Here is a 12,900-nt window from a genome sequence, read left to right as displayed (position 1 = left end):
CGAAATGAAAGGCAGACCTATGCAGCGGCTGTATCGGAAACGCATCGTTCTGGGCGTCGGCGGCGGCATTGCGGCCTACAAGAGCGCCGATCTGGTTCGTCGCCTGATCGACCAGGGCGCCGAAGTGCGCGTGGTCATGACCCATGGCGGCGCCGAGTTCATTACCCCGCTGACCATGCAAGCGCTGTCCGGGCACCCGGTTCACCTCGACTTGCTCGACCCGGCCGCCGAAGCGGCGATGGGCCACATCGAGCTGGCCAAGTGGGCCGATCTGGTATTGATCGCCCCGGCCACCGCCGACCTGATCGCCCGTCTGGCCCAGGGCATCGCCAACGATTTGCTGACCACGCTGGTTCTTGCTACCGACGCCGTAGTGGCCGTCGCGCCAGCAATGAATCAGGCGATGTGGCGCGATCCGGCAACCCAAGCCAACCTGCAACTGCTTGAAAGCCGTGGCCTGAAAACTTTCGGCCCGGCCTCTGGCAGCCAGGCCTGCGGCGACGTAGGCATGGGCCGGATGATGGAAGCCACCGATCTGGCGCAGTGCGCGGCGGACTGCTTCCAGCGTCAGGCACTGACCGGCAAACACGTGGTGATCACCGCCGGCCCGACCCAGGAAAACATCGACCCGGTGCGCTACATCACCAACCACAGCTCCGGGAAAATGGGCTTTGCCCTCGCCGAAGCCGCGGTGGAAGCCGGCGCCCGCGTCACGCTGATCAGCGGCCCGGTGCACCTGCCAACGCCGGATCGCGTCACCCGCATCGACGTGGTCAGTGCCCGCGACATGCTCGCGGCGTGCGAATCCGCCATCCCGTGCGATGTGTTCATCGCCTCGGCAGCGGTGGCGGACTACCGTCCGGAAGTCGTTGCCCCGCAAAAACTCAAGAAAGACCCTACAAGCGGCGACGGCTTCGTCCTGCAAATGGTGCGTAACCCGGACATCCTGGCCACCATCGCGACCCGTCCCGACCGTCCGTTCAGTGTCGGCTTCGCCGCCGAGACCGAACACCTGCTCGACTACGCTGCACGCAAGCTGAAAGACAAGAATCTCGATTTGATCGTCGCCAACGACGTGGCCAATCCGAGCATCGGGTTCAACAGCGAAGAAAACGCCTGCAGCGTGATCGACCGTGAGCTTCACGCTACCGTTTTCGCCCAGACCAGCAAGGGCAAGATCGCTCGCCAACTGGTCACTTTTATCGCCGAACGTCTGAACCAGGTTTAATTTACATGCACGCTTTGCAAGCCAAGATCCTCGACCCACGCATCGGTACCGAATTCCCGCTGCCGCAATACGCCACCCCGGGCTCCGCCGGCCTCGACCTGCGCGCCATGCTGGAGCAGGACATCGTGATCAAGCCGGGTGAAACCGTGCTGATCCCTACTGGTCTGTCGGTCTACATCGGCGACCCGAACCTCGCCGCGCTGATCCTGCCGCGCTCGGGGATGGGCCACAAGCACGGCATCGTGCTGGGCAACCTCGTCGGCCTGATCGACTCGGATTACCAGGGCCCGCTGATGGTGTCCTGCTGGAATCGTGGCCAGAGCGACTTCACCATGACCGTCGGCGAGCGTCTGGCGCAGCTGGTGCTGGTGCCGGTAGTACAGGCGCACTTCGAAATGGTGGAAGAGTTCGTCGAAACCGAGCGCGGCGCGGGCGGCTTCGGTCATACCGGCACTAAATAACCGGATATACATCATTGTGGCGAGGGAGCTTGCTCCCGCTGGGCTGCGCAGCAGACCCAAAATCTTGTGGGCGCTGCGCACCCAAGCGGGAGCAAGCTCCCTCGCCACAAAAAATGCGCTACATCGGCAGCAGGTTTTAACACCGAAAATCAAGGTTTTGCCGGCCGAAAGCCACGCCAGCCGAGGCGTCATGGCCCTTTCACACCACGAACTCTCTGTGGAAAACGCCGTCATACCCTTCAGTTTGAGCCTGCCGCCGAGTGAATCGTCGGTCTGTCCCGCCACTTTCGAGATGGAGCATTTGTGCAGATGAGCACCCCAGCCAAGATCGCCCCGAAGCTACCTGACAGCATCTTCCGCGCCTATGACATTCGCGGCACCGTGCCGGAATTCCTCAATGCCGAAACCGCGTACTGGATTGGCCGCGCCATCGGCTCGCAGAGCCTGGCCCAGGGTGAACCGAACGTGTCGGTCGGCCGCGACGGGCGGCTGTCCGGCCCGGAGCTGGTTGCCGAACTGATCCGCGGTATCGCCGAGAGCGGCTGCCATGTCAGCGACGTTGGCCTGGTTCCGACCCCGGCGCTGTACTACGCGGCCAACGTGCTGGCCGGCAAGTCTGGCGTAATGCTCACCGGTAGCCACAACCCGTCGAACTACAACGGCTTCAAGATCGTGATCGCCGGCGACACCCTCGCCAACGAGCAGATCCAGGTGCTGCACGAGCGCATCAAGACCAATGACCTGACCAGCGGTCAGGGCAGCGTCACTCAAGTCGAAATCCTTGACCGCTACACCACCGAAATCGTCCAGGACGTCAAACTGGCCCGCCGCCTGAAAGTCGTGGTCGACTGCGGCAACGGTGCGGCCGGCGTGATTGCCCCGCAACTGATCGAAGCGTTGAACTGCGAGGTCATCCCGCTGTTCTGCGAAGTCGACGGCAACTTCCCCAACCACCACCCGGACCCGGGCAAGCCCGAGAACCTCGTCGACCTGATCGCCAAGGTCAAGGAAACCAACGCCGATCTCGGCCTGGCCTTCGACGGCGACGGCGACCGTGTCGGCGTGGTGACCAATACCGGCAGCATCGTCTACCCGGATCGCCTGCTGATGCTGTTTGCCCGCGACGTGGTGGCGCGCAATCCCGATGCGGAAATCATCTTCGACGTCAAATGCACCCGCCGCCTGGTGCCACTGATCAAGGAATACGGTGGTCGCCCGCTAATGTGGAAGACCGGTCATTCGTTGATCAAAAAGAAAATGAAACAATCCGGTGCTCTATTGGCCGGTGAAATGAGCGGACACATCTTCTTCAAGGAGCGCTGGTTCGGTTTCGATGACGGCATCTACAGCGCCGCACGCCTGCTGGAGATCCTCAGCAAGGAAAAATCCACCGCCGAAGAGCTGTTTGCGACCTTCCCGAACGATATTTCTACGCCGGAAATCAATATCCATGTGACCGAAGAGAGCAAATTCAGCATCATTGATGCACTGCACGACGCACAGTGGGGCCCAGGCGCTGACCTGACCACCATTGACGGCGTGCGAGTCGATTACGCCAAAGGCTGGGGCCTGGTGCGCGCCTCCAACACCACACCGGTGCTGGTGCTGCGTTTCGAGGCCGATGACGAGGCAGAACTTGCGCGTATCAAGGCGGTGTTCCACACCCAACTGAAACGCGTTGCACCTGATCTCCAACTACCGTTCTGATTCACCCGGAGCCCTGAATGACCCTCGAACGCGAAGCCGCCGCCCACACCGCCCAGGTCCTGTCCGAAGCGTTGCCTTACATCCGACGTTATGTCGGCAAGACCCTGGTGATCAAATACGGCGGCAACGCGATGGAAAGCGAGGAGCTGAAAACCGGCTTCGCCCGCGACATCGTCTTGATGAAAGCCGTGGGCATCAACCCGGTGGTGGTTCACGGCGGCGGCCCGCAGATCGGTGATCTGCTCAAGCGCCTGTCGATCGAAAGCCACTTTGTCGATGGCATGCGCGTCACTGACGCGGCGACCATGGACGTGGTGGAAATGGTCCTCGGCGGCCAGGTCAATAAAAGCATCGTCAACCTGATCAACCGCCACGGTGGCAGCGCCATCGGCCTGACCGGTAAAGACGCCGGACTGATTCGTGCGAAGAAACTGACCGTCACCCGCCAGACTCCGGAGATGACCCAGCCGGAAATCATCGACATCGGTCAGGTCGGTGAAGTGGTCGGGATCAACACTGAACTGCTGAATCTGCTGGTCAAAGGCAACTTCATTCCGGTGATCGCGCCAATCGGCGTCGGTGAGAACGGCGAGTCGTACAACATCAACGCTGACCTGGTGGCCGGCAAGGTCGCTGAGGCGCTGAAAGCCGAGAAACTGATGCTGCTGACCAACATCGCCGGCCTGATGGACAAGTCGGGCACTGTGTTGACTGGCCTGAGCACCCAGCAGGTCGACGACCTGATCGCCGACGGCACCATCTACGGCGGCATGCTGCCAAAGATCCGTTGTGCACTGGAAGCAGTTCAGGGCGGTGTCGGCAGCTCGCTGATCATCGACGGTCGCGTACCGAACGCGATCCTGCTGGAAATCTTCACCGATACCGGTGTGGGTACGCTGATCAGCAATCGCAAGCGTCCGTAAGCCGTCGCGCAAACAAAAAGACCCCGCTCAGCCTGACTGAGCGGGGTCTTTTTTTGCCTGCGGCATTCCATCTCTTTTGTGGCGAGGGAGCTTGCTCCCGCTGGGTTGCGAAGCGGCCCCAAAATATTGTGAGCGCTGCGCACTCAAGCGGGAGCAAGCTCCCTCGCTACAAAAGCACCTACGACATCAGACGCCGAACTGGGCGCGGTACGCTTCCACGGCTGGCAGATGCTGCTTGAGCTGCGGATCGTCAGCGAGGAATTCCAGCACCTGGTTCAGCGAAACGATGCTGATCACCGGAATACCGAAATCACGCTCGACTTCCTGGATTGCCGACAACTCGCCGTTGCCACGCTCCTGACGATTCAGGGCGATCAACACGCCAGCGGCCTTGGCGCCATCCTGGGAAGCGATGATCTGCATCACTTCACGGATCGCGGTGCCGGCGGTGATCACGTCGTCGATGATCAGCACGTCGCCCGTCAGCGGTGCGCCGACCAGACTGCCGCCTTCGCCGTGGGCCTTGGCTTCCTTGCGGTTGAAGCACCAAGGCAGGTCGCGGTCGTGATGCTCGGCCAGCGCGACGGCAGTGGTTGCCGCCAGCGGGATGCCTTTGTAGGCCGGGCCAAACAGGACGTCGAAAGAAATGCCGCTTTCGGCGATGGCTGCCGCGTAGAAACGCCCCAGCTGCGCCAGGGCCGAGCCCGTGTTGAACAGGCCGGCGTTGAAGAAGTAAGGACTGGTGCGCCCGGACTTCAGGGTGAACTCACCGAAGCGCAAAACGCCGCGATCGATGGCAAAACGAATGAAATCGCGCTGATACGCTTGCATGAAAAAAACCCCAAATACCACGGATTTAGCTAATTAGCTTGACGCCGTGTATCATACACGCACGCGATTTTTGGGGCCATTTATGCGGATCATCAGTGTGAACGTCAATGGTATTCAGGCGGCAGTCGAGCGTGGTTTGCTCAGTTGGCTGCAAGCTCAGAATGCCGACGTCATCTGCCTGCAGGACACCCGTGCCTCCGCCTTTGAACTGGATGACCCAGCCTTCCAACTGGATGGCTACTTCCTTTATGCCTGCGATGCTGAAGTCCCTGCCCAAGGTGGCGTGGCTTTGTATTCGCGGTTGCAACCGAAGGCTGTCATCAGCGGTCTCGGTTTCGAGACGGCCGACCGCTACGGGCGCTACCTGCAAGCAGATTTCGACAAAGTCAGTATTGCCACCTTGCTGCTTCCTTCGGGGATGAACGGCGATGAGGACTTGAACCAGAAGTTCAAGCTCATGGACGACTTCGGCAAGTACCTGGACAAGCAGCGGCGCAAACGTCGCGAGTACATTTATTGTGGCTCGCTGTACGTGGCGCAGCAGAAGCTCGACATCAAGAACTGGCGCGACAGCCAGCAATCCCCGGGCTTCCTGGCGCCAGAACGCGCCTGGATGGACGAGATTGTCGGCAACATGGGTTACGTCGATGCCCTGCGCGAAGTCAGTCGCGAAGGCGACCAGTACAGCTGGTGGCCGGACAACGAACAGGCCGAGATGCTGAATCTGGGCTGGCGTTTCGACTACCAGATCCTGACCCCGGGCCTGCGGCGTTTCGTGCGCAGTGCACGCCTGCCGCGGCAGCCACGGTTCTCGCAGCACGCGCCGCTGATCGTCGACTACGACTGGACGCTGACCATCTAAGCGTCGATTCGTGAATGCAAAAAAGCCGACATCACAGTCGGCTTTTTTGTGCGCGCTGATTACAGGTCATTTGTGCTGATCGTTATTTGATCAACCGCCAGGTGAACGGATAACGGTAGGGGAACCCTTCGTTCGCCTTCACCCCGGCAATGATCGTCAACACCAGCGCCCCGATGGCCAGCAGGCCCAGCAAGAAGAAGCCGATGATCAACACCATCAGCAGCAGACAGATCGCGGCAGCAATCGCCACGGTGATCTGGAAATTCAGTGCCTCTTTGCCCTGAGCGTCGATGAACGGATCAGTTTCGCGCTTCATCTGCCACAGAATCAGCGGCCCGATCAGGTTGCCGAACGGGATCCAGATCCCCAGCAAGGCGGACAAGTGACAAAACATCGCCCATTGACGAACCTCCTGGCTCGGTTTGGGCAGCAACTCTTGCTCATCACTCATCGCGTCCTCCTTGCGGGTTACGAACCTGCTCAGTCGGCCAGTGCGGCCTTTTGCAGTTCGAAGATTTCGTTCATGCCTTTCTTCGCCAGTTCCAGCATGGCGTTCAGATCTTCAGGCTGGAACGGCGCGCCTTCGGCGGTGCCCTGGACTTCGATGAAGCCTCCAGTGCTGGTCATCACCACGTTGAGGTCGGTCTCGGCAGCGGAATCTTCAAGATAGTCCAGATCCAGCACCGGCTCGCCCTGATACATGCCGACCGACACAGCGCCGATCATTTGCTTGAGCGGGTCGCCGCCTTTCAGGCCGCCACGCTTCTTGATCACTTTCAGTGCATCAACCAGGGCCACCATGGCACCAGTGATGGAGGCGGTGCGGGTGCCGCCGTCAGCCTGGATCACGTCGCAGTCGACGTACAGGGTCACGTCGCCCAGCTTGGACATGTCCAGCGCAGCGCGCAGGGAACGGCCGATCAGGCGCTGGATTTCCAGGGTGCGACCGCCCTGCTTGCCACGGCTCGCTTCACGCTGGTTACGCTCGCCAGTGGCGCGCGGCAGCATGCCGTACTCGGCGGTCAACCAGCCCTGGCCCTGGCCTTTGAGGAAACGCGGCACGCCGTTTTCGACGCTGACAGTGCAGATGACCTTGGTATCACCGAATTCGACCAGTACGGATCCCTCGGCGTGTTTGGTGTAGTTGCGGGTAATGCGGATCGAGCGGAGCTGATCGGCAGCGCGACCACTTGGACGTTTCATAGGGAATACCTGTACTGGGGACGGAAAACTGCCGAGCATTATAGAGCGCTGCACCGTGCCTGGGCACGGGTTAAAAATTCCGGCCGTCGACACAACGCCCTGAAACGCACATAACCGACGGCCTGCAGCCCTTTGTCACACCGTGTGTTTGGGCGCATCCGCCGCACTGCGCTACAATCCTGCGCCTTTGCTGCCAGTCGGCTTAAATTCATTGATATCGAGCCTGCGGAACATCCCTTCTGCGCCGATCTGCATTGCGAGGTCACCGCCATGGTGCACAGCATGACCGCCTTCGCCCGCGTTGAGAAAGCCGGCGCCCAGGGCACCCTGAGCTGGGAACTGCGCTCGGTCAACAGCCGCTATCTGGAACCGCACCTGCGCCTGCCGGAGTCGTTCCGCGACCTCGAGGGCTCAGTGCGTGAAGCCCTGCGTCAGGGCCTGTCACGGGGCAAACTGGAATGCACCCTGCGCTTCACCGAAGAAAGCACCGGCAAGCCGTTGCAGGTCGACCGCGAGCGCGCCGCGCAATTGGTCGCCGCCGCCGAGACCGTTGCCGGGCTGATCAACAACCCGGCGGCACTGAACCCGCTGGAAGTGCTGGCCTGGCCCGGCGTGCTGGTGGCCGATGCGACTGATCCACAGGCGCTGAATGCCGATGCGCTGGCCCTGTTCAATCAAGGTCTCAAGGAACTCAAGGCCGGCCGCGAGCGCGAAGGCGCGGAGCTGGCACGCCTGATCAACGAGCGCCTGACCTCCATAGAAGAAGACGTCGTGACCCTGCGTGAACTGGTGCCGCAGATGCTCGCGACCCAGCGCCAGAAAGTCCTCGACCGCTTCGCCGACATGAAGGCCGAACTGGATCCGCAGCGTCTGGAACAGGAGATGGTCATTCTCGCGCAAAAGAGCGATGTGGCCGAAGAACTGGATCGTCTGAGCACCCACATCATTGAAGTCCGCCGGGTGCTCAAGTCCGGCGGTGCTGCTGGCCGGCGCCTCGACTTCCTGATGCAGGAACTCAACCGCGAAGCCAACACACTGGGCTCCAAGGCCTTCGACCCGCGCAGCACCCAGGCCGCCGTCAACCTCAAGGTGTTGATCGAGCAGATGCGCGAACAAGTGCAGAATATTGAGTAAGGCTACAGACATGACCCACCACACCGGCACCCTGTACATCATTTCCGCCCCTTCGGGCGCGGGCAAGAGCAGCCTGGTCAAGGCGTTGACCGACACCAACCCGGAGATCCGCGTCTCGATCTCCCACACCACCCGCGCCATGCGTCCGGGTGAGGTGGATGGCGTGAACTATCACTTCGTGACCCGCGAAGAGTTCGTGAAGATGGGCGAGCACGGCGATTTCCTCGAACGCGCCGAAGTCTTCGGCAACTTCTACGGCACCTCGCAAAGCCGTCTGCAGCAGACGCTGGACGAAGGCCACGACCTGATTCTGGAGATCGACTGGCAAGGCGCCGAGCAGGTCCGCAAGTTGATGCCGCAAGCCCGCTCGATCTTCATCCTGCCGCCGTCGCTGCAGGCCCTGCACCAGCGCCTGACCAACCGTGGCCAGGACAGTGACGAGATCATCGACGGCCGGATGCGCGAAGCAGTCAGCGAGATGAGCCACTACGTCGAATACGATTACTTGATCATCAACGATGATTTCGCCCACGCGCTGGACGATCTGAAAGCGATTTTCCGTGCCAATCAGCTGCAGCAGAAGCGCCAGCAAGTGCGTTTCGGCAGATTGCTGGCTGAATTGCTGGGTTAATCAGCACTTCCCAAAACCGCTGCAAGCGCTTTACATTGGTGCCTGCAGCGCGTTGAAGGGTCTGGTCAAAAAATCAGCGCTTCCCTAATCGCTGGTGATTTTTTAAACTGTTGAGTCCGCTCGCCCAACCGGGCAGCGCGCATATTGCATTCGCTCCGAGGAATACCATGGCCCGCGTAACCGTTGAAGACTGCCTAGAACACGTGGAAAACCGCTTTGAGCTGGTCATGCTCTCTACCAAGCGTGCCCGTCAACTGGCCACCGGCGGCAAAGAGCCACTGGTCCAGTGGGAAAACGACAAGCCGACCGTTGTCGCCCTGCGTGAAATCGCTGAAGGCCTGATGAGCTACGAGTTCATCGCCGAGCAGGAAATCGTCCAGGATGAACCGCTCTTCGCTGCTTTCGAGGACGAGTCCAACGAGGCCGTCTAAGCCTATGCCTGGTCGACGTAGCACGGCGCGGGAACACAGCCTACGGCAGGAGTCATCATGCCGAGCATAGACGCCCTCGCCGATCGCTTATCGACCTACCTCGGCAACGACCAGGTCAACCTGGTCCGCCGAGCGTATTTCTACGCCGAACAAGCCCATGACGGTCAGCGCCGTCGCAGCGGCGAGGCGTACGTCACGCATCCGCTTGCGGTGGCGAATATTCTTGCCGACATGCACATGGACCATCAGAGCCTGATGGCGGCGATGCTGCATGACGTGATCGAAGACACCGGTATCGCCAAGGAAGCACTGCAAGCGCAGTTCGGTGAAACCGTGGCCGAACTGGTCGACGGGGTCAGCAAACTGACCCAGATGAACTTCGAGACCAAGGCCGAAGCCCAGGCCGAGAACTTCCAGAAAATGGCCATGGCCATGGCACGCGACATTCGCGTGATCCTGGTCAAACTCGCCGACCGCCTGCACAACATGCGCACGCTGGAAGTGCTGTCCGGGGAAAAACGCCGCCGGATCGCCAAGGAAACCCTCGAAATCTATGCGCCCATTGCCAACCGGCTGGGCATGCACGCGATTCGTATCGAGTTCGAAGACCTCGGCTTCAAGGCGATGCACCCGATGCGTTCCGCGCGGATCTACCAGGCGGTCAAACGCGCCCGGGGCAACCGCAAGGAAATCGTCAACAAGATCGAAGAATCCCTTGGCCATTGCCTCGCCATCGACGGCATCCAGGGCGAAGTCAGCGGACGCCAGAAACACCTCTACGGCATTTACAAGAAAATGCGCGGCAAGCGTCGGGCCTTCAACGAGATCATGGACGTCTATGCGTTCCGGATCATCGTCGACAAGGTCGATACCTGCTACCGCGTGCTGGGTGCCGTGCATAATTTGTACAAGCCGTTGCCGGGGCGCTTCAAGGATTACATCGCGATTCCCAAGGCCAACGGCTATCAGTCGCTGCACACCACGCTGTTTGGCATGCACGGCGTACCGATCGAGATCCAGATCCGTACCCGCGAAATGGAAGAGATGGCCAACAACGGCATTGCCGCCCACTGGCTGTACAAATCCAGCGGTGACGAGCAGCCAAAAGGCACTCACGCCCGCGCCCGTCAGTGGGTCAAAGGCGTGCTGGAAATGCAGCAACGTGCCGGCAACTCGCTGGAATTCATCGAGAGCGTGAAGATCGACCTGTTCCCGGACGAGGTCTACGTGTTCACGCCCAAAGGCCGGATCATGGAGCTGCCCAAAGGCTCCACGGCGGTCGACTTTGCCTACGCGGTGCACACCGATGTCGGCAACAGCTGCATCGCCTGCCGGATCAACCGTCGCCTCGCACCGCTGTCCGAACCGCTGCAAAGCGGCTCCACGGTCGAGATCGTCAGCGCGCCCGGCGCACGGCCGAACCCGGCGTGGCTCAACTTCGTGGTCACCGGCAAGGCACGCACGCACATCCGTCATGCGCTGAAACTGCAGCGCCGCTCCGAGTCGATCAGCCTTGGCGAACGCCTGCTGAACAAAGTGCTCAACGGTTTCGACAGCGCGCTGGAGAAGATCCCGGCCGAGCGCGTCAAGGCAATGCTCGCCGAATATCGTCTGGAACTGATCGAAGATTTGCTCGAAGACATCGGCCTCGGCAACCGCATGGCCTATGTCGTGGCGCGCCGTCTGCTCGGCGAAGGCGAGCAGTTGCCGAGTCCGGAAGGTCCGCTGGCGATTCGCGGCACCGAAGGGCTGGTGCTGAGCTACGCCAAGTGCTGCACGCCGATCCCGGGCGACCCGATTGTCGGCCACCTGTCGGCGGGCAAAGGCATGGTCGTGCACCTGGACAACTGCCGCAACATCAGCGAAATCAGGCACAACCCGGAAAAATGCATCCAGCTCTCGTGGGCCAAGGATGTCACCGGCGAATTCAACGTCGAGCTGCGCGTCGAGCTGGAGCACCAGCGCGGCCTGATCGCCCTGCTGGCCAGCAGTGTCAACGCGGCCGACGGCAATATCGAGAAAATCAGCATGGACGAGCGCGATGGCCGCATCAGCGTCGTCCAACTGGTGGTCAGCGTCCACGACCGTGTGCACCTGGCCCGCGTGATCAAGAAACTGCGCGCCCTGACCGGGGTCATCCGCATCACCCGCATGCGTGCCTAATTCACACCTAACAAGGAGTCATACATGACCAAGACTGTTATCACCAGCGACAAGGCCCCAGCCGCCATCGGCACTTACTCCCAGGCGATCAAGGCCGGCAACACTGTCTACATGTCGGGCCAGATTCCTCTGGACCCAAAGACCATGGAGCTGGTTGAAGGCTTCGAAGCCCAGACCGTCCAGGTGTTCGAGAACCTCAAAGCCGTAGCTGAAGCTGCCGGTGGTTCGTTCAAGGACATCGTCAAGCTGAACATCTTCCTCACCGACCTGAGCCACTTCGCCAAGGTCAACGAAATCATGGGCAAATACTTCGACCAGCCTTATCCGGCCCGCGCCGCCATCGGCGTTGCAGCCCTGCCGAAGGGTTCGCAAGTCGAAATGGATGCCATCCTGGTCATCGAGTAATGCACACGGCGCAGCCTTCAACCGCTGCGCCGACTGCTCTGCGGTAAAGAAAAGGTTTTGAAAGGATTCCACCATGCGCAAAGCGCTTGCTCTCTCGCTGCTCGCCATTTTCCTCGGCGGCTGTGCCAGCGACCCCGCCGACCGTGACATCAGCGGCACCTGGATCAACCAGGTGGCGATCGATGCCGCTGCCAAGGGCGGCCCCCTGCGCGAAGCGCTTCAGGCCTATGGCCCGAACCTGGAGTGGGACGTCAATACCAAGGCCGGTCAGGCCCGCTACACCAACGGTTTCGAGAACGTCGAAGGACGGCTGCAGGGCGAACAGTCCGGCGCCTGGAAAGTCGACTTCTATGGCAGCTCCGGCAGCGAGCTGAAACGCGACGGCGGCCGGATGAAACAAGCCGCCACCGAGAACGAACCCGACCAGTTGTTCGACCGCGCACAAATCCCCGTACCGGAAGGTGCGCCAATCGGTGCCAGCTTCGAACGCGCACTGTATTCGGCTTACCTGGGCGGCAGCTGGAAGATTGCCAGCGGCGACGGCGAAGGCAACACCGTGCAATTCCAGGCCGACGGCCAGGTCTCCGGTCTGCCCGGCGCCGACCGTTATGCGCTGTGCCTGGCAGGCGACTGCGCTTCGATGAACAGCGACCACGACAGCATGTGGCTGCAGCTCAACGGCCAGGGCAACAACTGGATCTTTGCCCGCAAAGGCAAGGCGCTGGAAATCTTCCAGGCAGTGAATACCGCACTGGCGGATGAAATGCCGCAGTTCACCCCGGGTGAGCGCAAGTGGTTGCTTGAGAAGCAGTAACCGCGCCTGAGAGCAACACATAACCCTGTGGGAGCGGGCTTGCCCGCGATGAGGCCATCAGACTCAACACTTTAGTTGACTGCCAAGCCGCCATCGCGGGCAAGCCC

13 protein-coding genes and 1 pseudogene are annotated in these 12,900 nt (G+C 60.9%); 11 read left to right on the top strand and 3 right to left on the bottom strand.

Annotated features, from left to right (window positions below):
* The first annotated feature begins 19 nt into the window (after positions 1–19).
* From coaBC to argB, 4 genes and pseudogenes are all read left to right on the top strand, one after another.
* A complete protein-coding gene (coaBC, locus tag OC71_RS17805) occupies positions 20–1,228 on the top strand; it encodes a bifunctional phosphopantothenoylcysteine decarboxylase/phosphopantothenate--cysteine ligase CoaBC (RefSeq protein ID WP_041071937.1) in 1,209 nt (402 codons plus the stop codon).
* A 5-nt stretch (positions 1,229–1,233) separates the two neighbouring features.
* Positions 1,234–1,689: a dUTP diphosphatase gene (dut, locus tag OC71_RS17800; protein WP_003229483.1), complete on the top strand. Its 456-nt coding sequence runs from the start codon at positions 1,234–1,236 to the stop codon at positions 1,687–1,689.
* Between the two features lie 330 nt (positions 1,690–2,019).
* Positions 2,020–3,396 (top strand): annotated as a pseudogene (locus OC71_RS17795) (phosphomannomutase/phosphoglucomutase); the annotation flags it as partial.
* Between the two features lie 17 nt (positions 3,397–3,413).
* Entirely contained in the window at positions 3,414–4,319 is a 906-nt protein-coding gene (gene argB, locus OC71_RS17790; protein ID WP_003229488.1) for an acetylglutamate kinase, read from the top strand.
* A gap of 186 nt (positions 4,320–4,505) precedes the next feature.
* Here the strand turns inward: argB and pyrE are convergent, their stop codons facing one another.
* Positions 4,506–5,150, bottom strand: a complete 645-nt coding sequence (gene pyrE / locus OC71_RS17785; protein WP_041071932.1) for an orotate phosphoribosyltransferase — start codon at positions 5,148–5,150, stop codon at positions 4,506–4,508.
* Positions 5,151–5,232: 82 nt separating this feature from the next.
* On the opposite strand from pyrE, the gene OC71_RS17780 reads away from it, so the two are divergent.
* Positions 5,233–6,012 carry an exodeoxyribonuclease III gene (locus OC71_RS17780; RefSeq protein WP_007920349.1) on the top strand — a complete coding sequence of 260 codons (780 nt, stop codon included), beginning with the start codon at positions 5,233–5,235 and terminating at the stop codon, positions 6,010–6,012.
* Between the two features lie 82 nt (positions 6,013–6,094).
* Here OC71_RS17780 and OC71_RS17775 read toward each other — a convergent pair whose 3' ends face one another.
* Both OC71_RS17775 and rph read right to left on the bottom strand, forming a co-directional pair.
* Positions 6,095–6,463 carry a DUF4870 domain-containing protein gene (locus OC71_RS17775; protein ID WP_003229492.1) on the bottom strand — a complete coding sequence of 123 codons (369 nt, stop codon included), beginning with the start codon at positions 6,461–6,463 and terminating at the stop codon, positions 6,095–6,097.
* A 29-nt stretch (positions 6,464–6,492) separates the two neighbouring features.
* Positions 6,493–7,215: a ribonuclease PH gene (rph, locus tag OC71_RS17770; RefSeq protein ID WP_027610407.1), complete on the bottom strand. Its 723-nt coding sequence runs from the start codon at positions 7,213–7,215 to the stop codon at positions 6,493–6,495.
* A gap of 270 nt (positions 7,216–7,485) precedes the next feature.
* On the opposite strand from rph, the gene OC71_RS17765 reads away from it, so the two are divergent.
* From OC71_RS17765 to OC71_RS17740, 6 genes are all read left to right on the top strand, one after another.
* Positions 7,486–8,349 carry a YicC/YloC family endoribonuclease gene (locus OC71_RS17765; RefSeq protein ID WP_041071929.1) on the top strand — a complete coding sequence of 288 codons (864 nt, stop codon included), beginning with the start codon at positions 7,486–7,488 and terminating at the stop codon, positions 8,347–8,349.
* 10 nt (positions 8,350–8,359) lie between these two features.
* Positions 8,360–8,980, top strand: a complete 621-nt coding sequence (gene gmk, locus OC71_RS17760) for a guanylate kinase (protein ID WP_041071927.1) — start codon at positions 8,360–8,362, stop codon at positions 8,978–8,980.
* 167 nt (positions 8,981–9,147) lie between these two features.
* Positions 9,148–9,411, top strand: coding sequence for a DNA-directed RNA polymerase subunit omega (rpoZ, locus tag OC71_RS17755; RefSeq protein WP_008030604.1), 264 nt, complete (start codon positions 9,148–9,150; stop codon positions 9,409–9,411).
* Positions 9,412–9,468: 57 nt separating this feature from the next.
* Complete coding sequence (gene spoT / locus OC71_RS17750) at positions 9,469–11,574, top strand: bifunctional GTP diphosphokinase/guanosine-3',5'-bis pyrophosphate 3'-pyrophosphohydrolase (RefSeq protein WP_041071922.1); 2,106 nt, start codon at positions 9,469–9,471, stop codon at positions 11,572–11,574.
* A 24-nt stretch (positions 11,575–11,598) separates the two neighbouring features.
* Positions 11,599–11,979, top strand: a complete 381-nt coding sequence (locus OC71_RS17745; RefSeq protein WP_003229509.1) for a RidA family protein — start codon at positions 11,599–11,601, stop codon at positions 11,977–11,979.
* Positions 11,980–12,052: 73 nt separating this feature from the next.
* Positions 12,053–12,793 carry a hypothetical protein gene (locus OC71_RS17740; RefSeq protein ID WP_027610405.1) on the top strand — a complete coding sequence of 247 codons (741 nt, stop codon included), beginning with the start codon at positions 12,053–12,055 and terminating at the stop codon, positions 12,791–12,793.
* Positions 12,794–12,900: the final 107 nt, after the last annotated feature.

The organism is Pseudomonas sp. W15Feb9B, assembly GCF_000828175.1.
Lineage (GTDB): Bacteria > Pseudomonadota > Gammaproteobacteria > Pseudomonadales > Pseudomonadaceae > Aquipseudomonas > Aquipseudomonas parakoreensis.
This window is presented reverse-complemented; position numbering and strand designations above follow the sequence as displayed.

Coding starts and splice junctions, on each gene's coding strand:
- coaBC (WP_041071937.1), top strand. CDS start 20: ATGCAGCGGCTGTATCGGAAACGCATCGTTCTGGGCGTCGGCGGCGGC.
- dut (WP_003229483.1), top strand. CDS start 1,234: ATGCACGCTTTGCAAGCCAAGATCCTCGACCCACGCATCGGTACCGAA.
- argB (WP_003229488.1), top strand. CDS start 3,414: ATGACCCTCGAACGCGAAGCCGCCGCCCACACCGCCCAGGTCCTGTCC.
- pyrE (WP_041071932.1), bottom strand. CDS start 5,150: ATGCAAGCGTATCAGCGCGATTTCATTCGTTTTGCCATCGATCGCGGC.
- OC71_RS17780 (WP_007920349.1), top strand. CDS start 5,233: ATGCGGATCATCAGTGTGAACGTCAATGGTATTCAGGCGGCAGTCGAG.
- OC71_RS17775 (WP_003229492.1), bottom strand. CDS start 6,463: ATGAGTGATGAGCAAGAGTTGCTGCCCAAACCGAGCCAGGAGGTTCGT.
- rph (WP_027610407.1), bottom strand. CDS start 7,215: ATGAAACGTCCAAGTGGTCGCGCTGCCGATCAGCTCCGCTCGATCCGC.
- OC71_RS17765 (WP_041071929.1), top strand. CDS start 7,486: ATGGTGCACAGCATGACCGCCTTCGCCCGCGTTGAGAAAGCCGGCGCC.
- gmk (WP_041071927.1), top strand. CDS start 8,360: ATGACCCACCACACCGGCACCCTGTACATCATTTCCGCCCCTTCGGGC.
- rpoZ (WP_008030604.1), top strand. CDS start 9,148: ATGGCCCGCGTAACCGTTGAAGACTGCCTAGAACACGTGGAAAACCGC.
- spoT (WP_041071922.1), top strand. CDS start 9,469: ATGCCGAGCATAGACGCCCTCGCCGATCGCTTATCGACCTACCTCGGC.
- OC71_RS17745 (WP_003229509.1), top strand. CDS start 11,599: ATGACCAAGACTGTTATCACCAGCGACAAGGCCCCAGCCGCCATCGGC.
- OC71_RS17740 (WP_027610405.1), top strand. CDS start 12,053: ATGCGCAAAGCGCTTGCTCTCTCGCTGCTCGCCATTTTCCTCGGCGGC.